Here is a 22,900-nt window from a genome sequence, read left to right as displayed (position 1 = left end):
GCCTCAGTCCCGGATGCCGGTGCGGACCACCGCCGCCCCGGCGCCGGCCGCGACGCCGGACTCCTCGTCCACCTGGTCGGCGAGCGGGTCGCCGTTGTGCCGGCGCAGCGGGATCTCCTTGATGAAGCAGACCGCGATCAGGGCGACCAGCCCGAACGGGGCGGCGGCCAGGAAGATGTCCCCGGCACCGTGCCCGTACGCGGACTCGACCACGGCCCGGATCGGGGCGGGCAGGGTGTGCACGTTCGGCAGGACGCCGCCGCTGCCGGAGCCGGTGCTCGGGATGCCGAGGCCGGCCAGGCCGTCGGCGATGTAGCCCTTGACCTTGTGGCCGAGGATCGCGCCGAGCGCGGAGACGCCGATCGCGCCGCCGAGGGTACGGAAGAAGGCGACCACCGAGCTGGCCGCGCCGAGTTCGTGCGGGCCGACGGTGTTCTGCACGGCGAGCACCAGGTTCTGCATGGTCATGCCGAGGCCGGTGCCGATCAGCGCCATGTAGATGCTCATCTGCCAGTACGGGGTGTCCGAGCGCAGCGTGCCCATCAGCGCGAAGCCGACGGTGAGCAGGGCGGAGCCGACGACCAGGTAGCGCTTCCACCGGCCGGTGTTGGTGATGATCCGCCCGACGACCGTGGACGCGACCAGCAGGCCGCCGATCATCGGCAGCGTCATCAGGCCGGACATGGTGGGGCTCTCGCCGCGGCTGATCTGGAAGTACTGGCCGAGGAAGACCGAGGCGCCGAACATGCCGACACCGACCGCGATGCTGGCGATCACGGCGAGGGTGATGGTGCGGTTGCGGAACAGCCGCGGCGGGATCATCGGCTCGGCGGCCCGGTTCTCCACCCGTACGGCGAGCACGCCGAGCAGCACGGCGCCGGCCACCATGACGGCGGTCTGCCAGGAGATCCAGTCGTACTTGTCGCCGGCCAGGGTGACCCAGATCAGCAGCAGCGAGACGGCGGCGGTGATCAGGGTGGCGCCCCACCAGTCGATCTTCGCCGGGCGCTTGACCACCGGCAGGTGCAGGGTCTTCTGGAGCACGACCAGGGCGGCGATGGCGAACGGCACGCCGACGTAGAAGCACCAGCGCCAGCCGAGCCAGTCGGTGTCGACGATGACGCCACCGATCAGCGGGCCACCGATGGTGCCGACGGCCATCACGGCGCCGAGGTAGCCGCTGTAGCGGCCCCGCTCGCGCGGCGTGATCATCGTCGCCATGATCACCTGGGCGAGGGCGGTGAGACCGCCGGCGCCGACGCCCTGGAGCACCCGGCAGGCGATGAGCTGCCCGGTGGACTGGGAGAGGCCGGCGAGCACCGAGCCGAGCACGAAGACCGTCAGCGCGAGCTGGACCAGGATCTTCTTGCTGGTGAGGTCGGCGAGCTTGCCCCAGATCGGGGTGGTCGCGGTGGTCGCCAGCAGGGTGGAGGTGACCACCCAGGTGTACGCGGACTGGCCGCCCTTGAGCTCCGTGATGATCCGCGGCAGCGCGTTCGAGACGACCGTGGAGGAGAGGATTGCGACGAACATGCCCAGCAGCAGTCCGGAGAGGGCCTCCAGGATCTGCCGGTGGGTCATCTCGACGGCGGCCGTCCGTGGGGGCGCTGTCGCCTGGGTCATCGGGTGGTGCCTCCGGTGCAGAAGTGGTCAGGGAGTTGCCTCAGGCAACCGTAAGGCTTGGTTGCCTCAAGCAACAACCGGACGTGGCGCAGGTCTTATTCCCGCCCGGAACGGAACAGCAGGCCCTGTTCCCGCCCGGAACGGGTCAGAAGGTGTCGTTGAACCGGTGCATCAGCCGGGCGAACTCCTCGACGTCCCGCCGCGGCCAGCTCTCCATCGTGCGCCGGATCTGCCCCAACCGGGCGGCCCGAGCCGCGTCGAACCGCCGGGTCCCCTCCTCGGTCAGGCTGAGCTGAGCCGCCCGCCGGTCGGCCGGATCCGGGTCCCGCCGGACCAGGCCCAGCCCCTCCAGGCCGTTGATCTGACGGCTGAGCGTCCCCTTGCCGATGCCCAGCTTGGTGGCCAGGTCGGTGAGCCGGATCGAACCCGACCGGCGCAGCCAGAGCAGCAGCCCGTACGCGTTCGGCTCCAGGTTGGGGTGCACCTCCCGGGCGATCTCCCAGGAGAGCGCCCGACCGCGGCGCAGCAGCGCGGTCAGCTCGTGCTCGACCGCGCGCAGGGTCTCCGGCAGGTGCTCGTCGTCCACAGCGGAGAGCGTACTCAGGCGTCGTCGGCGAGACGCTGGCGCGCCACCGGGCGGAGGTGGCCGTCGCTGGTGGTCCCCTCGATCACCACGTCGGCGGTCCGGCCCCGGTGGGTGAGGGTGGCCACCGCGTTGCCGAAGTAGGGCCCGGCCAGCTTCTTCCACCGCACCACCGGCCGGCGCACCCCCACCGAACGCGCCATCGCCCGGGTGGCCGCCGCCGGGCCCGGGGACCAGCCGAGCTTCATCAGCGGGCGCATCCCCGCCGGCACCTGGTTGTGGATCGGGGAGCAGGTGAGCTGGTGCACCGGCGTCCGGACGGCCGGGTCGGCGAACCGGGCCCGCGCCACGTACGAATGGTGCACGTCACCGGAGAGCACGCTGATCGACGCCGGTGGCGCGTACGCCGGCCCGGCCCCCACCCGGGCACCGGGCGAGGCGGGCGTGCCGCTGCCCAGCCGGGCGAAGAGCTCACCGAGCGCGTGGAACGAGCGGTTGAACGACGCCCAGTGCTCCAGGTCCCAGGCCCGCCGCATCTGCTCGGCGGCCTTCGCCACCCACGGCCGGCGGGAGTCCGCGAGCTTCTCGTTCCACGCCTCGACGTGGTGGATGCCCGGCGGCAGCAGCCAGGGCAGCGAGGCGCCGACCACCAGGTGGTCGTAGACGCCGTGGGCCCGATCCAGGAACCAGGACCACTCGCCGGGCGGCAGCATCGCCCGGCTGCCGGAGACCAGCACCCGGCTGGACCGGTTGTCCAGCATCACCAGGCGGGTCCGGCCCAGGTCGAGCGCGTAGCTCCACTGATACTGCACGGCCCGCCACCGCTCGGTGTCGTGCGCGACGTCGGCCTCGGTGTCGACCCGCTCGCCGAACTCGTGCAGTACGCCGGTGGCGTCCTCCGCGGCGGTGACCTTGGCATAGAGCGGGTCGGCGGCGATCTCGTCCGGGCTGAGGTTGCCCAGGTGCTGGTAGACCCAGTAGGAGGCCAGCCCGCTGCGGATCCGCTCGGCCCACCAGGGCTGCTCGCGCATGTCCGCCCGCCAGGAGGCGGAGGTGTTCCAGTCGTCGATGACCTCGTGGTCGTCGAAGATCATCACGCTCGGCACGGTGGAGAGCAGCCAGCGGATCTCCGGATCGCGCCAGGACTCCAGATAGAGCTTGGTGTACTCGTCGAAGCTGACCACCTGGGTGGCCGGGGCGTCCTTCGGCCGCCGCCGGCGCCGCTTGAGCAGCCGGCGCACCGTCGGCGAGGTCTCGTCGGCATAGACCTGGTCGCCGAGCAGCACCAGCAGGTCCGGCCAGGCGGCCGGCTGCGGGTCGGCCATCAACCGCCGGGCGTACGCGTCGAGCGCGTCCGGGGGGAGCTTGCGCGCGGTGGCGTGCTGGGTGGTCTCCCGGCACGAGCCGAAGAGCAGGGTCACCGGCTGGTCCCGGTCGTCGGCCGCCCTGGTCCGGATCACGCTGGGCGGGAAGCCGCTCTCCGGCACCGGCCAGGCGACCTCGTCGTCGATCAGCACCTCGTAGCTGGTGACGGCGTCCGGGGCGAGCCCCTCGACGATCACGATCGCGTAGTGGTGGTCGTACGCGGAGAAGGTCGGCGCGGTGCCGGTGGCGCCGTCGGCCGTGCGGACGGTGACCACCGCGGGCGCGCTGGTCTCGACCCAGACCGTCGCCCGCGTGTCGACGACCCGTCGCAGCAGCGGGCCGATGAGCAGGCGGGGACTGGGCACAACGCACCTCCGACGAAGATCATTTGGCCATTTCATACCCGGCCGGCGGTTGCGGTACGCCTTCCAGCGGCGAGCGTACCCGCAGCTCCGCCGGGTGCCGAGGCGGTGAGTGGGACGCCGTCGCCGGCATCTGACAGGATTTCGGCATGAAGGAATACCTCCTCGTCGCACTCGCCCTGCTCGGCGTGCTGATCCTCGGTGGCCTCAGCCTGGTGGTGCCTCGGCTGCGCCGGCGGCCCGAGCCGCCGCTGCCCGAGACGGAGGTCGACACCCGGGCCGAGGAGGACCTGGCCGGGCCGCCCGTCGAAGCGGCGGAGTCCGACCTCTCCACCGGCATCCTGGTCGAGCCGCCACCGGTGGTCGAGGCCCCCGCGCCCACCATCGAGGTCCCCGAGCCCACCGCCGGCCGGCTGGTCCGGCTGCGCTCCCGCCTGTCCCGCTCGCAGAACGTCTTCGGCAAGGGTCTGCTCGGTCTGCTCAGCCGCGACCACCTCGACGAGGACACCTGGGAGGAGATCGAGGACAGCCTGATCACCGCGGACGTCGGCATCGATGCCACCCGGGACATCGTCGACCGGCTCCGCGAGCGCACCCGGGTGCTCGGCACCAAGTCGGCCAACGAGCTGCGCGCCCTGCTCGCCGCCGAGCTGGTCAACGCCCTCGACCCCAGCCTCGACCGTTCGCTGAACACCGCCGGAAAGGCCGGCGCGCCCGCCGTCCTGCTGGTGGTCGGCGTCAACGGCGCCGGCAAGACCACCACCTGCGGCAAGATCGCCCGGGTGCTGATCGCCGACGGCCGCACCGTGCTGCTCGGCGCCGCCGACACCTTCCGGGCCGCCGCCGCCGACCAGCTGGAGACCTGGGGCAGCCGGGTCGGCGCGGAGACCGTCCGCGGGCCCGAGGCCGCCGACCCGGCCAGCGTCGCCTTCGACGCGGTCAAGCGGGGCATCGACACCGCCGTGGACACCGTGCTCATCGACACCGCCGGCCGGTTGCAGAACAAGGTCGGCCTGATGGACGAGCTGGGCAAGGTCAAGCGGGTGGTGGAGAAGCACGGCCCGATCGACGAGACCCTGCTGATCCTGGACGCCACCACCGGGCAGAACGGCCTGGAGCAGGCCCGGGTCTTCACCGAGGTGGTCAACGTGACCGGCGTGGTGCTGACCAAGCTCGACGGCACCGCCAAGGGCGGCATCGTGATCGCCGTGCAGCGCAAGCTCGGCATCCCGGTGAAGCTCGTCGGCCTCGGCGAGGGCCCGGACGACCTGGCCCCGTTCGACCCGGCGCAGTTCGTCGACGCGCTGCTCGGTACCGAGCCGCTCGCCCGGGACGCGTAACCTCGAGTGACGACCGACGATCGCGCCTACGGCGGGTGGCGCGACCCCAGCCACCTGTCGCCGCGCCTCGGGAGACCGTACGTGACTTCGCAGGAGATCCCGCTGCACGGCGGGAACGTGAGCACCGTGGTCCGGGTGGGGGACACCGTCCGGCGCAACGCCGGCCCCTGGACCCCCTCGGTGCACGCCCTCCTGCGCCACCTGGAGTACGTCGGCTTCACCGGCGCCCCGCGCGCCCTCGGCATGGACGAGCGCAACCGGGAGGTCCTGTCGTACCTGGAGGGGGAGTGCGGGGAATATCCGCTCGCCCCGCACTGGGTCACCGACGAGGCCCTGGTGACCGTGGCGACCATGCTGCGGATGTTCCACGACGCCCAGTACGGCTTCACCCCGCCGCCGGGGGCGGTCTGGCGCTCGTTCGGCCCGCCGCCGCCGGACACCGAGGTGATCTGTCACCACGACGCCGCCCCGCACAACGTGATCTGGCGGCCGGACGGCACGCTCGGGCTGATCGACTTCGACCTCGCCTCGCCGGGGGCCCGGATCTACGACGTGGCGTACGCGGCGTGGACCTGGGTGCCGATCTTCTCCGACCGGGACTCGATCACCCTCGGCTGGAAGCACCCCGACCGGCCGCGGCGGCTGCGGCTCTTCGCCGACGCGTACGGGCTGATCCCGCGGGACCGGCACCGGCTGATCCGGACCATCCGCAAGCGGATCGTCGACCACGTCGAGGGGATCCGCCGGATGGCGGCGGCCGGTGAGCCGGCCTTCGTCCGGATCGTGCACAAGGGTCACCTCCGTCGCCCGATGCGCGACCTGCGGCTGCTCGACTACGAGCGGCACGCCTTGGAGCACGCGCTGCGCTGACGCTGCCCCGCCCCGGAAAGAGCGGCCCTCGGGCCGCTCTTTCCGTTTCCGGGTTCCATGATCGGCGTTCTTCACACGCCGGAAACAACCCGTCACCGGACGGAAATCGAGCGGTGTCGGTGAAGGAAACAGCGGCCGACCAAGCTTCCGCGCATCCGGCGTACGGGCGACGCTGCCCCGGAAGCCGCGAAGGAGGGAACTTCACCTTTAGGAGGCCAGCGTGCCTGAAGCACCGACGATCGACGGCGGCAACACCGTTTGGCTGCTGGTTTCGACCGCTCTCGTGCTGCTCATGACCCCGGGACTGGCGCTGTTCTACGGCGGCCTCAACCGGGCCAAGGGCGTGCTCAACATGATGATGATGAGCTTCTCCGCCATCGGGCTCATCTCCGTGCTGTGGTGGTTCTACGGATTCAGCGTCGCCTTCGGGACCGACGTGAACGGCTTCTGGGGCGACCCGGGGGCATACCTGGGCACCAAGACGTTCCTGGCCGAGACCGACCTGTGGGGCGCGACCGCCGAGAACCCCAGCGGCATCGGCGTCCCGCTCTACGTCTTCATGGCGTTCCAGATGGTCTTCGCGGTGATCACCGTCGCGCTGATCAGCGGCGCGCTGTCGGACCGGACGAAGTTCTCCGGCTGGCTGCTCTTCGCCTTCGGCTGGGCCACCCTGGTCTACTTCCCGGTCGCCCACTGGGTGTGGGGCGGCGGCATCATCGGCGCCAAGCTGCACGCACTGGACTTCGCCGGCGGTACGGCGGTGCACATCAACGCCGGTGCGGCGGCGCTCGGCGTGGCCCTGGTGCTCGGCAAGCGGGTCGGCTGGCCCCGGGAGGGCATGAAGCCGCACAACATCCCGCTGGTCGCGCTCGGTGCCGGTCTGCTCTGGTTCGGCTGGTTCGGGTTCAACGCCGGCTCGGAGCTGACCGTCGACTCGGTCGCCGGTCTGGCCTTCCTCAACACCCAGCTCGCCACCGCCGCGGCGGTGCTCGGTTGGCTCGCCGTCGAGTGGATCAAGGACAAGCGGCCGACCATGGTCGGCGCCTCCTCCGGTGCCGTCGCCGGTCTGGTCGCCATCACCCCGGCCTGCGGTTTCATCGCCCCCTGGGCGTCGGTCGTGCTCGGCATCGTCGCCGGTGCGGTCTGCGCCCTCGCCATCAGCCTGAAGTACAAGCTCGGCTACGACGACTCCCTCGACGTGGTGGGCGTGCACTTCGTCGGCGGCTGGATCGGGTCGCTCTGGCTCGGTCTCTTCGCCACCAACTCGGTCAACGGCGCGATCAGCGACGTGGTGGGTGCCTCCGACGGTCTCTTCTACGGCGGCGGTCTGACCCAGCTGGGTCGGCAGGCGCTGGCCGGCCTGATCGTGACGATCTGGTCCGGTGGCATCGCCTGGCTGCTCGCCTTCGCCATCGAGAAGACCATCGGCTTCCGGGTCAGCGCCGAGGCCGAGGTCGAGGGCATCGACGTCGCCGAGCACGCGGAGAGCGCGTACGACCTGTCGCCCACCACGGGCAGCAGCGCGGGTGGCGCGTTCGCCATGGCCGGGATCGGCGCCACCAGGCCGGCCCCGGGGTCCGCCGAGCCGGCGGAGGAGCCCGCCGAGCCGGTCAGCGAGAAGGTCGCCGGTTAACGTTCCAGGGATGGAGGGGTTGGACATGAAACTGGTGACCGCGGTCATCAAGCCGTACCAGCTGGACGCGGTGAAGGAGGCCCTGCACGCCCTCGGCGTGGCCGGCCTGACCGTCAGCGAGGTCCAGGGGTACGGCCGGCAGAAGGGGCACACCGAGGTCTACCGGGGTGCCGAGTACACGGTCGAGTTCCTGCCCAAGATCCGGGTGGAGGTGCTCACCGACGAGATGGACGTCGACAAGATCGTGGACGCGATCGTGGCGGCGGCCCGGACCGGCAAGATCGGCGACGGCAAGGTCTGGGTGACCGGCGTCGAGGAGGTCGTCCGCGTCCGCACCGGCGAACGCGGCCTCGACGCCCTCTAGGAGAGCGGAACCGATGACCTCGTTGATCAAGAGGAACGTGTCAGGACACCCCGGCGACGGCGACGCGACCCTCTTGATCAACGAGGTCGTCGGCCTTCCCGGGGGAGTGGGGGAGGCGGCGCGGGTCGCGCGCGCCGACGCCTTCGACCGGTGGTTGGGGACGCTGCTGCCCGACCGGCCCGGGATCGCGCTGATCGCGGTGGGCGGGTTGGGGCGGCGGCAGTGCGCGCCGTACGGGGACCTCGACCTGGTGCTGCTGCACGCGGGGGTCGCCGGCACCGACGAACTGGCCGCCGCGCTCTGGTATCCGATCTGGGACGCCGGGCTGCGACTCGACCACTCCGTCCGGACCGTCGCCGAGGCGCTGTCGGTGGCGCAGGACGACGTCAAGGTGGCCCTCGGGCTGCTCGACGCCCGCTTCGTCGCCGGTGACCGGGCCCTCGCCGACCAGCTCATCCACACCGCCACCGACCACTGGCGGCGCACCGCCGTCCGCCAGCTCCCCGGCCTGCGGGAGATCACCACCGCCCGCTGGGCCGCCCACGGCGAACTGGCCTTCCTCCTCGAAGGCGACCTGAAGGAGGCCGCCGGCGGGCTGCGCGACGTCGGCATCCTTCGGGCCATCGCCACCGCCAACGTCACCGACGCGCTGCGCCCCGCCGTCCGCGCCGCCCACCTGCGGCTGCTGGACACCCGCGACGCCCTGCACCAGCAGGTCGGCCGCCGGGTCGACCGGCTCGTCGCCCAGGAACGCGACGGCGTCGCCGCCCTGCTCGGCGTGCGCCCCGCCCCGCCCGGCGTCGGCCCCGTCGACGACCGCGACGGGGACGCCCTGCTGCGCCGGGTCGCCGGGGACGCCCGCACCGTCAGCCACGCGCTCGACGACGCCTGGCGGGCTGCCGACCGGCTCCGCTCCGGCCGCCGCCGGGGCGCCGACGGCCGGCCCGTCCGCCGCCCCGTCGCCCGGGACGTCGTCGAACACGACGGGGAGCTGGTGCTCGCCCGTACCGCGATCGGCTCCCGCCCCGACCCGAGCCTGTCGCTGCGGGTCGCCGCCGCGGCGGCCACCACCCGGCTGCCGATCGCCCGCGCCACCTGCGAGTGGCTGGCCGCGTACTGCCCGCCGCTGCCCGCGCCGTGGCCGCCCGCCGCCCGGACCGCGCTGATCACCCTGCTCGGGGCCGGTCCCGGTCTGGTGCCCGCCTGGGAGACCTGCGACCGGTACGGGCTGATCGACGGCTGGCTGCCCGAGTGGACCCGGCTGCGCAGCCTGCCCCAGCACAACCCGGTGCACCGGTTCACCCTGGACCGGCACCTGGTGCAGACCGCGTACGAGGCGAGCCGGCACACCCGCGAGGTGGACCGCCCGGACCTGCTGCTGCTCGGCGCGTTCCTGCACGACATCGGCAAGGGGCTCCCCGGCGAAGGTGCCGCCGGGCGGGCCGGCAGGCATGAGCCCGCCGGCACCTTCGCAGATCACAGCACCGTCGGTGCGCCGCTGGCCGAGGCGGTGGCCGCCCGGATCGGGCTGCCCGAACCGGAGGCGGCGCTGATCGGCGCGCTGGTCCGGCTGCACCTGCTCCTGCCCGACGTGGCGACCCGCCGTGACCTGTCCGACCCGAAGACCATCGCCGACGTGGCCGACAAGGTCGGTGACCCCACCACGCTCGACCTGCTGCACGCCCTGGTCCGCGCCGACGCCGCCGCCACCGGGCCGGGCGCCTGGTCGGACTGGAAGGGACGGCTGGTCGCCGAACTCGTCGCCCGGGTGCGGACCGCGCTGGACACCGGCGTGCTGCCCGCGCCCCCGGCCCCCGACCCGGCGCTGGTGGCGGGGCCGCTGCCGGTCGTACACCTGACCGGGGACCGGGTGGCGGTGGCCGCGGCGGACCGGCGCGGCCTGCTCGCGACGGTCGCCGGCTGCCTGGCCCTGCACCGGCTGGAGGTGCTCTCCGCGGACGCCACCACGGTCGACGGCCGGGCCCTGGTCGAGTGCCGGGTGCAGCCCCGGTACGGTCTCGCCCCCGACCCGATCGCGCTCAGCACCGACCTGCGCCGCGCGGTGGGCGGCGACGTGTCGGTCACCCAGCGGCTGCGCGGCCGGGCGCTGGCCGCCCGCAGCGAGGGGGCCGCACCCCGGGTGGTCTGGCACCGCGAGGCGGCCACCGACGCGGTGCTGCTGGAGCTGCGCGCCGCCGACGCGGCCGGCCTGCTCTACCGGGTCACCTGCGCGCTCGACGAGGCCGGCGCCCAGGTCCGCGCCGCCCGCATCTCCACCCTCGGCGGGGACGTGGTGGACGTCTTCTATCTGGTCGGCAACTGGCCCGACGACACCGAACGCGCCCGCCTGGAGGCCGCCGTCCTGGCCGCCGTGTAGCCCCGGCGACTACGTCCGGGGACGTAGCCGGCGGGTCGCCCGAGGGACGACGTGGGACGGGCCGGCGGGCGGGATGCTGGATCGTCGCGGCCGGGTGGGCGATGCTCGGTGCGGGCAGCCCGAGCCGCCGGGCCGCCGGGCGGGGAGGGGGACGGGTGGACGGGAACCGCGGGCTCACCTGGCCCGCCCCGCTCGTCGACGCGGTCGTCGGCCTGGTGCTGCTGGCGGTCGGGCTGGTCGGCACCGGGGCGGCCGCCGCCAACGCCGGGGTGGGCACCGGTCGGGCGACGTACCCGCTGGTGGTGGTGGCCGCGTCGGCGCTGGCGGTGCGCCGCCGGTGGCCCCTGGTCACCCTCGGGGTGGTCACCGCGGCGACCACGGCGTACCTGGTGCTCGGCTACCCGTACGGGCCGATCCTGCTGTCGCTGCTGGTGGCGGTGTACACGGTCGCCGCGTACCTGCCGCTGCGGGTCGGGGCGGTCGCCGCCGGGGTGGCGCTCGCCGCGCTGCTGACGCACGTGGTGGTCGGGGTCCGCCCGCCCGGGCTCTTCGGGGCGATGCCGGCCGCCGCCTGGGTGGTGGTCCCGTTCGCGGTCGGCACCACGGTCCGGCTGGCCCGGGAGAGCGCGGCCCGCGGCCGGGTCGACGAGGCCCGCCGGCTGGCCGACGCGGAGCGGCTGCGGGTGGCCCGCGAGGTGCACGACGTGGTCGGGCACGGCCTCGCCGCGATCCACCTCCAGGCGGAGGTCGCCCTGCACCTGCTGGCGCGCCGGCCCGAGCAGGCCGAGGCGGCGCTCACCGCGATCAGCCGCACCAGCAGGGAGGCGCTGGACGAGCTGCGGGTGACGCTCACCGTGGTACGCCGGGACGAGCCGGCCGGCGAGCGGGCCCCGACGCCCGGGCTGGCCCAGCTCCCGCAGCTGCGGGACCGGTTGGCCGGCGCCGGGCTGCCGGTCACCGTGGAGGTCACCGGGGAGCCCCGCGCGCTGCCGGTCGCCGTCGACCTGGCCGCGTACCGGGTGGTGCAGGAGGCGTTGACCAACGTGCTGCGGCACGCCGGACCGGCCACCGCCACCGTCCGGCTCCAGCACGCCCCGACCGGGGTGACGGTGGAGGTGACCGACACCGGTCGGGGGCCGGTCGGTGCCCCCGGGGCCGGCCACGGCCTCGCCGGCATGCGGGAACGGGTGACGGCGCTGGGTGGCACCTGCACCGCCGGCCCGGCACCCGGCGGCGGCTTCCGCGTCTCGGCGCGACTGCCCGTGGAGGAGGCTCAGTGATCACCGTGCTGCTCGCCGACGACCAGGACCTGGTCCGGATCGGGTTGCGCACCCTCGTGGAGAGCGAGGACGACCTCGCCGTGGTCGGGGAGGCCGCCGACGGGCTCGACGCGGTCGCGCTGGCCCGGCGGGAACGCCCCGACGTGGTGCTGATGGACATCCGGATGCCGGGCGTGGACGGCATCGAGGCGACCCGGCGGATCGTCGGCGACCCGGCGCTGACCGGGACCCGGGTGATCGTGCTGACCACCTTCGAGCTGGACGAGTACGTCTTCGACGCGCTGCGGCACGGGGCCAGCGGCTTCCTCACCAAGGACACCCGGCCGGCGGAGCTGCTGCGGGCGATCCGGCTGGTGGCCGAGGGGGAGGCGCTGCTGTCGCCGTCGGTGACCCGCCGGGTGGTCCGCGAGTTCGCCACCCGGCCCGCCCGGGTGCCCCGGCCGCATCCCCGGCTCGGCACCCTCACCGAGCGGGAGCGGGAGGTGGTGGGACTGGTCGGGGAGGGGCTGAGCAACGCGGAGATCGCCGAGCGGCTGGTGGTCAGCCCGGCGACCGCGCGGACCCACGTGAGCCGGGCGATGGTGAAGCTGGCCGCGCGGGACCGCGCCCAGCTCGTGGTCTTCGCGTACCAGTCGGGGCTGGTCGCCTCCTGATCACGCGGCGGGCCGGGCGTGGGCCGGCTCGGAGCGGGGGTGCGGGCGGCGGGCTACCCTAACGGTGGTCGGGGCGGTCGTCCCGGCCGCCTGTGCCCGCCGGAACACTGACAAACGGGATGTTCGTGTGTTTGACACCTTGAGTGACCGCCTGTCCGGGATCTTCACCAAGCTCCGCGGCAAGGGTCGGCTCACCGACGCCGACATCGACGCCACCGCGCGCGAGATCCGCATGGCGCTGCTGGAGGCCGACGTCGCCCTGCCGGTGGTCAAGGGCTTCATCGCGAACGTCAAGGAGCGCGCTCGCAGCTCCGAGGTCTCCGAGGCGCTCAACCCGGCCCAGCAGATCATCAAGATCGTCAACGAGGAGCTGATCAACGTCCTCGGTGGCGAGGGCCGGCGGCTCCAGTTCGCCAAGCAGCCGCCGACGGTGATCATGCTGGCCGGCCTCCAGGGCTCCGGCAAGACCACCCTCGCCGGCAAGCTCGCCCGCTGGCTCAAGGCCCAGGGCCACCAGCCCATGCTGGTCGCCGCCGACCTCCAGCGTCCCAACGCCGTCGGGCAGCTCCAGGTGCTCGGTGGCCGCGCCGGCGTCGAGGTGTACGCCCCGGAGCCCGGCAACGGCACCGGCGACCCGGTGCAGGTGGCGCGCGCCTCGATCGAGCACGCCAAGCGGGCCGCCCGGGACATCGTCATCGTCGACACCGCCGGTCGCCTCGGCATCGACGCGGAGATGATGCAGCAGGCCGCCGACATCCGCGACGCGGTCGACCCCGACGAGGTCATCTTCGTCATCGACGCGATGGTCGGCCAGGACGCCGTCCGCACCGCCGAGGCGTTCCGCGACGGCGTCGGCATCACCGGTGTCGTGCTGTCCAAGCTCGACGGCGACGCCCGCGGTGGCGCCGCGCTCAGCGTCCGGGAGGTCACCGGGCAGCCGATCCTCTTCGCCTCGACCGGCGAGAAGCTGGAGGACTTCGACGTCTTCCACCCCGACCGGATGGCCAGCCGGATCCTCGGCATGGGCGACGTCCTCACTCTGATCGAGCAGGCCGAGCAGGCCTTCGACGCCGATCAGAAGGAGAAGATGACCGCCAAGCTGATGGGCGGCGAGCAGTTCACCCTGGAGGACTTCCTCGACCAGCTCATCGCGGTCCGGCGGATGGGCCCGATCGCCAACGTGCTGGCCATGATGCCCGGCATGGGGCAGATGAAGGACCAGCTCGCCGAGCTGGACGACAAGCACTTCGACCGGGTCACCGCGATCATCCGGTCGATGACCCCGGGCGAGCGGACCAACCCGAAGATCATCAACGGTTCCCGGCGGGCCCGCATCGCCAGCGGCTCCGGCGTCACCGTGATGGACGTCAACCAGCTGCTCAACCGCTTCACCGACGCGCAGAAGATGATGAAGCAGATGGGCGGCATGATGGGCCTGCCCGGTGCCGGCCGGCGCAAGGCCACCAAGTCGCCGAAGAACAAGCGCAAGGGCACCAAGGGTGGCGGTCGTCCGCGCAGCGGGGCGGGCGCGGGGCTGCCGGGCGGTTTCCCGGGCGGCATGCCGCAGCTCCCGCCGGGCATGGACCCGGGTGACCTGGCCGGCGGGCAGGGGCTGCCGCCGGGCTTCAAGCTCCCGAAGATCGACTTCAACAAGCTCGGCAAGGGCGACAACCGCCCCCGCTGACGCCTCTCGTCATCCCCGCGGCAACCCCGTCACCCGACACGGTGGCGGGGTTGCCGCACCTCCGGGGTTCGCCTGTCGCGACCTGCTCGCGCCCGACGGGGAGTGATCGGGTAGGACTGTGCGCATGGCTCTGCATGTGCGCGGTGTGCTCCTGCCGGACGACGAGGTCCGGGACATCTGGCTCGACGGCGACCGGGTCACCTTCGACCCGGTGCCCGGGGCGGAGACGATCGCCGACGGCGGCTTCGTGCTGCCGGGGCTGACCGACGCGCACTGCCACATCGGCATCGCCCGGGGCGGCGCCCCGATCACCTCCCTCGACGCGGCCCGCGAGCTGGCCCACGTCGACCGGGACGCCGGGGTCCTCGCCATCCGCGACGCCGGGTCGCCGTACCCGTACCCCGAACTCGACGACGAACCGGGGCTGCCGCGACTGGCCCGCGCGGGCCGGCACGTCGCGCCGCCGAAGCGCTACCTGCGCGACATCGGCGTGGAGGTGGGCGCGGCGGAGGTGGCCGCGACGGTCGCCGCGCAGGCCGCCGCCGGCAACGGCTGGGTCAAGCTCGTCGGCGACTGGATCGACCGGGGCGTCGGCGACCTGGCGCCGGCCTGGGACGCCGACACCATGACCGCGGCCGTCGCGGCCGCGCACGCCGCCGGGGTACGCGCCGCCGTGCACACCTTCTCCGAGTCGGCGGTGGAGATCATGGTGCGGGCCGGGGTGGACTCGGTCGAGCACGGCACCGGCCTGAGCCTCGACCTGATCGACCTGATGGCCCGGCAGGGCACCGCACTGGTGCCCACGATGATCAACATCCGGACCTTCGGCGGCATCGCCGACCAGGCCCGCGCCAAGTTCCCCGGGTACGCCGACCACATGATCGCCCTGCGCGACCGCTTCCCCGAGGTGGTGCGCGCGGCGTACGAGGCGGGCGTGCCGATCTACGTCGGCACCGACGCGGGCGGCGGCATCGACCACGGGCTGGCCGCCGAGGAGATGCTGCTGCTGCACGAGCAGGCCGGCATGTCGGCCGGGGACGTCCTCGCCGCCGCCTCGTGGGGCGCCCGGGAGTGGCTGGGCTTCCCCGGCCTGGTCGAGGGCGGCCTCGCCGACCTCACCGTCTATCCCGAGGACCCCCGCAGGGACCTGCGCGTCGTCCGTACCCCCTCCCGCATCGTCCTCCGCGGCCACGTCATCCGCTGACCCACCAACCCCGCGCCACCCGCCCGCCCCGTCCGCCCTCCACCGCTTCGCAGATTCACGGAAAGCGTGGCCATTTCGACGTCGATGGCCACGCTTTCCGTGAATCTGCCGGCCGGGCGAGTGGGCGGCCGGCGGGCGGGCGGCGGGGCGGGCGGCGGGGTCAGGGGAGGGTGGTGGCGGTGAGGAAGAGGTGGAGGGCGAGGGTGGCGAGGGCGTCGGCGGTGTCGTCCACCGGGGCCTGGGGCAGCACGATGTGACTGACCACCAGGCGGACGATGGTGTCCGCCGCGAAGGCGAGGGCCGGCCCGTCCGCGTCGGGGAGGTGGCGCTGTGCCCACTCCAGCAGCGCGTTGGAGGACTCGGTCAGGACCAGCTCAGACCGGGTCGTCAGGTACGGCAGCAGCTCCTCGGAGCCGCCCCGCGCACTGGTCAGGATCGCCTTGATCAACGGGTTGTCCGCCGCCGACGCGAGGGTGTGCCGGATCGCCGCGTACGCGGCCGCCCGGACGTCGGCGCCGTGCTCGTCGAGCACCGCCCGCACCTCGCCGACGAAGCGGTCCACCTCGCGGCGGGCCAGCGCCTCGGCCAGCCCCGCCTTGCTGCGGAACTCGTTGTAGACGGTCTGCCGGCTGACCCCGGCGGCGGTCGCCACGCCACCCATCCGGACGCCGTCCCAGCCGGTGGCGATCGTCTGACTACGGGCGGCGTCGACGATGCTGTTCCGCAGGCGCTGGCGGGCTGACTCCCGAGGCTCGTCCATGGTGTCCGGAAGTCTACGGGCGGCGACGCGCCGCCCACCGCCGTCACCGGCATCCGCCGGACGGGTCAGTTGACGACGAGGTGGTACTGCGCCTCGACCCAGAAGCCGCGGCCGTCGCTGCCGCCGAAGGTCAGCTCGTGCGCGCCCGGTGCCAACGGCGGCAGGCTGGCCCAGAGACCCCAGCAGGTGACGGGCGTCGGGCGGGAACCCGACGTCACCCCGTTGCCGAGTGCGCCGCGTACCTCGAAGGGTGTCGGCGTGCCGATCGTCGCCAGTGGCACCGGAACCCCGTCGAGCTGGGCGTGCCCGGTCGCGCGGGACACCACCGGGACCTCGCCGGCCCTCGCCGGATACTGCCACATGGTGAAGGCCGGGAAGAAGAGCGGCCGGCCGGCCGGCAGGGCGCAGCGTCGGGTCACCGAACCGCCGTAGCTGCCGGCGAGGAACCACACGTCGTCCGGCTGGTGGTGCGCGGCGTGCTCGCCGGTGGTGTCGCGGACCGGGTTCTTCGCCGACCCGTGCGCGGCCACCCAACGCACCCAGCGGGCGGCCAGCCCCTCCGGCGAGGTGGGCGGGAAGGGCAGCGGCGCCGGCCCGGAGACGCGGCCGAACAGGGAACGCAGCGGGGACATGGGCGCAGATGCTAACCAGCGTCCGGTCGGTTCCGCTGCCCCGCGCGCGTACGCCCGTCCGGGCGCCTCCGCGCCTCGGGCGCGCCCGATCGCGGCGGCCCTCCGGGCGGCGCATAGGATGTGCGGTCATGGCACGCGTGCTCACTCCCCGTGCGGAGGACTTTCCCCGCTGGTACCAGGACCTGATCGCCAAGGCGAAGCTGGCCGACAACGGCCCGGTCCGGGGGACCATGGTCATCCGCCCGGCCGGCTACGCCATCTGGGAGCGGATGCAGGCCGAGATGGACGCCCGGATCAAGGCGGCCGGCGCGGAGAACGCCTACTTCCCGCTCTTCATCCCGGAGAGCTACCTCAAGCGCGAGGCCGAGCACGTCGAGGGCTTCTCGCCGGAGCTGGCGGTGGTCACCCACGGTGGTGGCAAGCAGCTCGCCGAGCCGGTGGTGGTGCGCCCCACCAGCGAGACGGTCATCGGCGAGTTCATGGCCAAGTGGATCGACTCGTACCGGGACCTGCCGCTGCTGCTGAACCAGTGGGCGAACGTGGTCCGCTGGGAGCTGCGCCCGCGGATCTTCCTGCGGACCAGCGAGTTCCTCTGGCAGGAGGGGCACACCGCGCACGCGACGCGGGAGGACGCCCGCGCCTACGCGCGGCGGATCCTGCACGAGGCGTACGAGGACCTGATGGTCAACGTGCTGGGCATCCCGGTGGTGGTGGGCCTGAAGACCGCCCGGGAGCGCTTCGCCGGGGCGACGGCCACCTACACCTGCGAAGGCATGATGGGCGACGGCAAGGCGCTCCAGCTCGGCACCAGTCACGAGCTGGGGCAGAACTTCGCCAAGGCGTTCGACATCAGCTACTCCGCGAAGGAGGGCGGCCGGGAGCACGCCTGGACCACCTCCTGGGGCACCTCGACCCGGATGCTCGGCGGCCTGATCATGGCCCACGGCGACGACAACGGCCTGCGGGTGCCGCCGAAGGCGGCGCCGATCCAGGCGTACGTGATGATCGTCAAGGACGGCGAGGGCGTCGGCGAGGCGGCGGCCAAGCTCCGCGACGGCCTGCGCGACGCCGGTGTCCGGGTCGCGCTCGACGACCGGACCGACACCGCCTTCGGCCGCCGGGCCGTCGACGCCGAGCTGCGGGGCTATCCCGTACGCGTCGAGGTCGGCCCTCGTGACCTGGCCGCCGGCAACGCGGTCGTGGTCCGGCGTACGGACGGCTCGAAGGCCCCGACGCCGGTGGCGGACGTGGTCGGCGCGGTCCTGGCCGCGCTGGAGGCCGACCAGCAGGCGCTGCACGACCAGGCCCTCGCCCACCGCGAGTCGCGCACGGTCGAGGTGTCGACCCTGGCCGAGGCGATCGAGGCGGCGGCCACCGGCTGGGCCCGGGTGCCGTGGTCGGCGGTCGGCGTCAAGGGTGAGGCCGAGGCGAACGGTCAGGGCGTGACCGTGCGCTGCCTGCTGCGCGCCGACGGCTCGGTGCCGGACTCGGAGGACGAGCCCGACCTGGTCGCCATCCTCGCCCGCGCCTACTGACATCTGCGGACGCCGGTCCGGCGGTGCGCACTGCGCCGCCGGCCCGGTCGCCGAGGGTCCCGTCGACAGCTGAGGTGGTGGGCGTGCGGTTCGAACCGGGTCGGCTGATCCTGCACCGGAACGTGCGGCACGGCCGGATCGGCTGGGTGCGGCCGGCCCGGGTGGTCCTCGACGACGCTCGGGGCCTGCTGCTCTGGGTCGCCCGGGACACCCCGGTGGCGCACGAGGTCACCGAGGCGGGGCAGGGTATGCGGGCGATGCCGTTCGCCGAGTGGATCACCTCCTCCTACCGCCTGGCGCGGGGCCGGTGGAACGGCCCGCCGGTGCTGAAGTTCCTGCCCACCGGCGCCGCCCACTCGGTCTGGTGGTTCCGCGACTCCCACGACCGCTTCGCCGAGTGGTACGTCAACCTGGAGGAACCGGGCGTCCGCTGGGACGACGGTCCGGTCGCCGGGGTGGACATGGTCGACCAGGACCTGGACGTGGTGGTCCGACCCGACCACACCTGGGCGTGGAAGGACGAGGAGGAGTTCGCCGAGCGCCTCGCCTTCCCCGGGCACTACTGGGTGACCGACGAGCGGGCGGTACGGGCCGAGGGGGAGCGGGTGATCGCCCGCGCCGAGGCCGGCGCGTTCCCGTTCGACGGGACGTGGTGCGACTTCACCCCGCCCGCCGACTGGGGCGTACCGGACGACCTGCCACCCGGCTGGGACCGGCCGCCGGTCCGGTGACGGGTGTGCTGCGTCACTCCGAGGCCGGACGTGCGGGGTCTGTCCGGGTCCGGTGTGAGCGATCGGCACCGGATCTGGCAGAATGGGTCGCTGGTATCCGGCACGCGTCCGGCGCCCTCTAACCCGGGCGTGTCGCCAGTCCACCGAGCAGTCTCCGGCCCAACCCCACTGTGCCGGTCGGCTCTCACCCGCACACCGCCCGTTCGGGCCGGTGAGATCGCAACAGGAGCGAAACAACTGTGGCCGTAAAGATCCGGCTCCTGCGGATGGGTAAGATCCGCAACCCGCAGTACCGCATCGTCATCGCCGACTCGCGCGTCAAGCGCGACGGCCGGGCGATCGAGTTCGTGGGCGTGTACCAGCCGAAGGAAGACCCTTCGGTGATCGAGGTCAAGTCGGAGCGGGTCCAGTACTGGCTCTCGGTCGGCGCGCAGCCGAGCGAGGCCGTGCAGCGCCTGCTGGAGCTGACCGGTGACTGGCAGAAGTTCAAGGGCCTGCCGGCCCCGCCGCCGCTGAAGGTCGCCCCCGAGCGGGCCGACCGCAAGGCGGCGTACGAGGCCGAGGCGAAGGCCGCCGCCGGCCTGGCCCCGGAGACCCCGGCCAAGCCCGCCAAGAAGGCCGCCAAGGCCGAGGCCCCGGCCAAGACCGAGGCCGCCGCCGAGACCGAGGCGCCGAAGACCGAGGCTCCGGCCGAGGCCCCGGCCGCTGCTGCCGACGCCGGTGAGCAGGCCTGACGTGGCACTGCGTCCCGCGCTGGAGCACCTGGTCAAGGGGATCGTCGACAACCCGGACGACGTGCGCGTCCGCATGGTCGACTCCCGTCGGGGCAAGCGGCTGGAAGTCCGCGTGCACCCCGAGGACCTCGGTACGGTGATCGGACGGTCCGGCCGGACCGCCAAGGCGCTGCGCCAGGTGATCGGCTCCATCGGTGGACGCGGGGTACGCGTCGACATCGTCGACTCGTACTGATGCTTCTCATCGTCGGCAGGATCGGCAAACCGCACGGCATCCGCGGTGAGGTCACCGTGGAGGTGCGGACCGACGAGCCCGAAGCGCGCTTCGCCCCCGGTTCGGTGCTGGTCACCGAGCCGGGGGCGGCCGCTCCGGCCAACCCCGCACCGGGTCCGGGCGTCCTCTTCACCGTGCCCCGGGAGCTGACCGTCGAGGCGGCCCGCTGGCACCAGGGCCGGATGCTGGTCGCCTTCGAGGGCGTCGCGGACCGCGCCGTCGCCGAGGCGCTGCGGGGCACCCTGATCGGGGTGGAGAGCACGGACGTGGAGTCGCCGGAGGACCCGGAGGAGTTCCACGACCACCAGCTGGTGGGCCTGGCCGTGGTCACCCCGGCCGGGGAGCGGCTGGGCGAGGTGGCCCGGATCGACCACGCGCCCGCGTCCGACCTGCTGGTGCTGCGCCGCCCCGAGGGGCGTACCGCGCTGATCCCGTTCGTCAAGGCGATCGTCCCCGAGGTAGACCTCGCCGGCGGTCGCGTCGTGGTCGACCCGCCGGCCGGTCTGCTCGATCTCTAGACCCGCTGGAGCGGTCCCGTCATGCGCGTCGACATCGTGTCGATCTTTCCGGAATACTTCGCCCCGCTCGACCTCTCCCTGATCGGCAGGGCCCGGGAGACCGGGACGCTGCGGCTGGCCGTACACGATCTGCGGAGCTGGACCCACGACGTGCACCGCACGGTCGACGACACGCCCTACGGCGGCGGGCCCGGCATGGTCATGCGGCCGGAGCCCTGGGGTGAGGCGCTGGACGCCCTCGCCCCGGACGAGCTGAGCCCGGACGGCCACACCCTGCCCCGGCTGCTGGTCCCGTCGCCGGCCGGTGTCCCGTTCACCCAGGCTCTGGCGCACGAGCTGGCCGCCGAGTCGCACCTGCTCTTCGCCTGCGGCCGGTACGAGGGCATCGACCAGCGGGTGCTCGACCACGCCGCCGGCCGGATGCGGGTGACCGAGGTCTCCCTCGGCGACTACGTGCTCTTCGGCGGCGAGGTCGCGGTGCTGGTGATCCTGGAGGCGGTCACCCGGCTGCTGCCCGGGGTGCTCGGCAACGCCGGCTCGCTGGACGAGGAGTCGCACGCCCACGGGCTGCTGGAGGCGCCGATGTACACCAAGCCGGCGACCTGGCGCGGGCACGAGGTGCCCGAGGTGCTCCGCTCGGGCGACCACGGCCGGATCGCCCGCTGGCGTCGGGACTCCTCGCTGCTGCGTACGGCCACCCGCCGGCCCGACATGATCGCCGCGCTGCCCCCGGAGAGCCTGGACAAGCGGGACCGGGCCGCGCTGGACCGGGGTGGATTTCAGTCGCCGCCGGGGGATGTGGCAAAGTAGAGGGGTTGCCGCAGTCGACCGCGCCCGCGGGCGGCTGCGAGGATCCCCGACCCGGGGGCGGTCCACCGTCCACCACCCGGGGATCAGAATCACCCATCCGCGCACCGAGTGACGGTGCGCCGTTGAGCCTCACGAGGACACAGCGATGAACATCCTGGACGCCCTTGACGCCCAGTCCAAGCGGGTCGACGTTCCCGACTTCCGCGCCGGTGACACCGTCAAGGTGCACGCGCGGGTCGTCGAGGGCAACCGGTCCCGGGTCCAGATCTTCCAGGGCGTCGTCATCCGCCGCCAGGGTGACGGTCTGCGCGAGACCTTCTCGGTCCGTAAGGTCAGCTTCGGCGTCGGTGTCGAGCGGACCTACCCGCTGAACAGCCCGGGCATCGACCGGATCGAGGTCGTGACCCGCGGTGACGTTCGCCGGGCCAAGCTCTACTACCTCCGCGAGCTGCGCGGCAAGAAGGCCAAGATCAAGGAGCTGCGCGAGAAGCAGCCGACGAGCTGACTCTCCGCTCGTCACGCCACCTGGCCTGCCCGGATGTCGTATCGACCAGATCGCATTACTCTGGTCGGCACGGGCGCAGGAGGCAGCAACGTCGCGGCACGTGCCGCGACGGCACAGCGGTCCACTGCCGCCCGTGGGGTCTCCCGGCGAGACTCCCGGGCGGTAGTGTCGTTTCTGCGGACCGGAGAGTGGCATGGTGCAGATGCTTGACGAGGACGGCACGGCCGATCCGTGGCGTCGACGGGCCCGACGCACCCGGCGGCAGATGCCCCTCTGGCAGGAGTTGCCGCTCCTGCTCGTCGTCGCGTTCTGCCTCGCGGTGCTGATCCGCACCTTCTTGTTGCAGGCCTTCTTCATTCCGTCCGGCTCGATGGAGAACACCCTGCTCATCGGCGACCGGGTGCTGGTCAATAAGGTCGTCTACGACGTCCGCGACCCGGTCCGGGGCGAGGTGGTGGTCTTCCGCGGCACCGACAAGTGGGTCGCCCAGGAGACCCCGGCGCCACCGGCGGGCTTCGCCGGCAAGGTCGGCCGGACCCTCGGTGACCTGGTGGGTGTCAGCCGGCCCGGCGAGAAGGACTTCATCAAGCGGGTCATCGGGGTCCCGGGGGACCGGGTGGCCTGCTGCGACAAGGGCCGGGTGACGGTCAACGGCGTCCCGCTCGACGAGCGGGCGTACGTCTCGGAGGATTCGCCGGAGGACCTGCCGCCGAACCCGAAGGAGTGCCGGTCCCGGCAGTTCACCGAGGTCGTGGTGCCGCCGGGGCAGATCTTCGTGATGGGCGACCACCGGCTGGTCTCGCAGGACGCCCGCTGCCAGGGGCCGGTGCCGATCGACAACGTGATCGGCCGGGCCTTCGCGATCGTCTGGCCGCGCGAGCGGTGGACCGGCCTGCCGGTGCCGGAGAGCTTCGCCGCGCTGCCGCGCGCCGCCGCGCCGCTGCGACCGGCGCCGGTCGACCCGGATCCGGTGGGTGGTGTCGTGCTCGTCCTCCCGGTCACGGCCGCGCTTTCCGTTCTCGCGCGTTCCGGACGACCGCGACTGAGCCGGGGACGTAGGCTC

At 73.2% G+C, this 22,900-nt stretch carries 21 protein-coding genes and 1 pseudogene; 17 read left to right on the top strand and 5 right to left on the bottom strand.

Features of this window, described 5'->3' with window-relative positions:
* Window positions 1-3: 3 nt before the first annotated feature.
* The 3 genes from ABUL08_RS16665 to ABUL08_RS16655 all read right to left on the bottom strand — a co-directional run bounded on the left by ABUL08_RS16665 (window position 4) and on the right by ABUL08_RS16655 (window position 3,936).
* On the bottom strand, window positions 4-1,623 hold the full coding sequence (locus ABUL08_RS16665) for an MDR family MFS transporter (RefSeq protein ID WP_350930832.1): 1,620 nt from the start codon (window positions 1,621-1,623) through the stop codon (window positions 4-6).
* 145 nt (window positions 1,624-1,768) lie between these two features.
* Entirely contained in the window at window positions 1,769-2,209 is a 441-nt protein-coding gene (locus tag ABUL08_RS16660; RefSeq protein ID WP_350930831.1) for a MarR family winged helix-turn-helix transcriptional regulator, read from the bottom strand.
* 14 nt (window positions 2,210-2,223) lie between these two features.
* The gene (locus ABUL08_RS16655) at window positions 2,224-3,936 is read right to left on the bottom strand and encodes an alkaline phosphatase D family protein (protein ID WP_350930830.1); all 1,713 of its coding nucleotides are present in this window, start codon (window positions 3,934-3,936) and stop codon (window positions 2,224-2,226) included.
* 146 nt (window positions 3,937-4,082) lie between these two features.
* Here ABUL08_RS16655 and ftsY point away from each other — a divergent pair, with 146 nt between their 5' ends.
* From ftsY to ABUL08_RS16610, 9 genes are all read left to right on the top strand, one after another.
* A complete protein-coding gene (gene ftsY / locus ABUL08_RS16650) occupies window positions 4,083-5,273 on the top strand; it encodes a signal recognition particle-docking protein FtsY (RefSeq protein ID WP_350930829.1) in 1,191 nt (396 codons plus the stop codon).
* A gap of 6 nt (window positions 5,274-5,279) precedes the next feature.
* Window positions 5,280-6,143 (top strand): phosphotransferase, encoded by an 864-nt coding sequence (locus tag ABUL08_RS16645; RefSeq protein ID WP_242797648.1) that lies wholly within the window; start codon window positions 5,280-5,282, stop codon window positions 6,141-6,143.
* Window positions 6,144-6,363: 220 nt separating this feature from the next.
* Complete coding sequence (locus ABUL08_RS16640; protein ID WP_350930828.1) at window positions 6,364-7,776, top strand: ammonium transporter; 1,413 nt, start codon at window positions 6,364-6,366, stop codon at window positions 7,774-7,776.
* Window positions 7,777-7,801: 25 nt separating this feature from the next.
* Window positions 7,802-8,140 (top strand): P-II family nitrogen regulator, encoded by a 339-nt coding sequence (locus tag ABUL08_RS16635; protein WP_170285500.1) that lies wholly within the window; start codon window positions 7,802-7,804, stop codon window positions 8,138-8,140.
* 13 nt (window positions 8,141-8,153) lie between these two features.
* The gene (locus ABUL08_RS16630) at window positions 8,154-10,517 is read left to right on the top strand and encodes a [protein-PII] uridylyltransferase (protein WP_350930827.1); all 2,364 of its coding nucleotides are present in this window, start codon (window positions 8,154-8,156) and stop codon (window positions 10,515-10,517) included.
* A gap of 155 nt (window positions 10,518-10,672) precedes the next feature.
* Window positions 10,673-11,797: a sensor histidine kinase gene (locus tag ABUL08_RS16625; protein WP_350930826.1), complete on the top strand. Its 1,125-nt coding sequence runs from the start codon at window positions 10,673-10,675 to the stop codon at window positions 11,795-11,797.
* The gene (locus tag ABUL08_RS16620) at window positions 11,794-12,450 is read left to right on the top strand and encodes a response regulator transcription factor (protein ID WP_350930825.1); all 657 of its coding nucleotides are present in this window, start codon (window positions 11,794-11,796) and stop codon (window positions 12,448-12,450) included. Before ABUL08_RS16625 ends, ABUL08_RS16620 begins: the two co-directional genes overlap by 4 nt.
* A gap of 127 nt (window positions 12,451-12,577) precedes the next feature.
* Window positions 12,578-14,134 carry a signal recognition particle protein gene (gene ffh / locus ABUL08_RS16615; protein ID WP_350930824.1) on the top strand — a complete coding sequence of 519 codons (1,557 nt, stop codon included), beginning with the start codon at window positions 12,578-12,580 and terminating at the stop codon, window positions 14,132-14,134.
* A gap of 124 nt (window positions 14,135-14,258) precedes the next feature.
* Window positions 14,259-15,338, top strand: a complete 1,080-nt coding sequence (locus ABUL08_RS16610; RefSeq protein ID WP_350930823.1) for an amidohydrolase family protein — start codon at window positions 14,259-14,261, stop codon at window positions 15,336-15,338.
* A gap of 160 nt (window positions 15,339-15,498) precedes the next feature.
* Here the strand turns inward: ABUL08_RS16610 and ABUL08_RS16605 are convergent, their stop codons facing one another.
* On the bottom strand, window positions 15,499-16,098 hold the full coding sequence (locus ABUL08_RS16605) for a TetR family transcriptional regulator (protein ID WP_350930822.1): 600 nt from the start codon (window positions 16,096-16,098) through the stop codon (window positions 15,499-15,501).
* Between the two features lie 65 nt (window positions 16,099-16,163).
* The gene (locus ABUL08_RS16600; protein ID WP_350930821.1) at window positions 16,164-16,730 is read right to left on the bottom strand and encodes a hypothetical protein; all 567 of its coding nucleotides are present in this window, start codon (window positions 16,728-16,730) and stop codon (window positions 16,164-16,166) included.
* A gap of 128 nt (window positions 16,731-16,858) precedes the next feature.
* On the opposite strand from ABUL08_RS16600, the gene proS reads away from it, so the two are divergent.
* From proS to lepB, 8 genes and pseudogenes are all read left to right on the top strand, one after another.
* Window positions 16,859-18,265: a proline--tRNA ligase gene (gene proS / locus ABUL08_RS16595; RefSeq protein ID WP_350930820.1), complete on the top strand. Its 1,407-nt coding sequence runs from the start codon at window positions 16,859-16,861 to the stop codon at window positions 18,263-18,265.
* 83 nt (window positions 18,266-18,348) lie between these two features.
* Window positions 18,349-18,996: a DUF402 domain-containing protein gene (locus tag ABUL08_RS16590; protein ID WP_350930819.1), complete on the top strand. Its 648-nt coding sequence runs from the start codon at window positions 18,349-18,351 to the stop codon at window positions 18,994-18,996.
* 239 nt (window positions 18,997-19,235) lie between these two features.
* Window positions 19,236-19,730: a 30S ribosomal protein S16 gene (gene rpsP, locus ABUL08_RS16585; RefSeq protein ID WP_350930818.1), complete on the top strand. Its 495-nt coding sequence runs from the start codon at window positions 19,236-19,238 to the stop codon at window positions 19,728-19,730.
* On the top strand, window positions 19,705-19,965 hold the full coding sequence (locus ABUL08_RS16580; protein ID WP_091601092.1) for an RNA-binding protein: 261 nt from the start codon (window positions 19,705-19,707) through the stop codon (window positions 19,963-19,965). Before rpsP ends, ABUL08_RS16580 begins: the two co-directional genes overlap by 26 nt.
* Window positions 19,965-20,522, top strand: coding sequence for a ribosome maturation factor RimM (rimM, locus tag ABUL08_RS16575; protein WP_350930817.1), 558 nt, complete (start codon window positions 19,965-19,967; stop codon window positions 20,520-20,522). The genes ABUL08_RS16580 and rimM overlap by 1 nt, the downstream gene beginning before the upstream one ends.
* A 21-nt stretch (window positions 20,523-20,543) precedes the next feature.
* On the top strand, window positions 20,544-21,332 hold the full coding sequence (gene trmD / locus ABUL08_RS16570; RefSeq protein ID WP_350930816.1) for a tRNA (guanosine(37)-N1)-methyltransferase TrmD: 789 nt from the start codon (window positions 20,544-20,546) through the stop codon (window positions 21,330-21,332).
* Between the two features lie 145 nt (window positions 21,333-21,477).
* The gene (gene rplS, locus ABUL08_RS16565) at window positions 21,478-21,837 is read left to right on the top strand and encodes a 50S ribosomal protein L19 (protein ID WP_350930815.1); all 360 of its coding nucleotides are present in this window, start codon (window positions 21,478-21,480) and stop codon (window positions 21,835-21,837) included.
* A 193-nt stretch (window positions 21,838-22,030) separates the two neighbouring features.
* Window positions 22,031-22,896, top strand: a pseudogene (gene lepB / locus ABUL08_RS16560) (signal peptidase I).
* The last annotated feature ends 4 nt before the right edge of the window (window positions 22,897-22,900 follow it).

It is taken from the genome of Micromonospora sp. CCTCC AA 2012012, assembly GCF_040499845.1.
Lineage (GTDB): Bacteria > Actinomycetota > Actinomycetes > Mycobacteriales > Micromonosporaceae > Micromonospora > Micromonospora mangrovi.
Note: the sequence above shows the minus strand (reverse complement) of the source record. Positions and strands in the feature narration are given on the sequence as shown.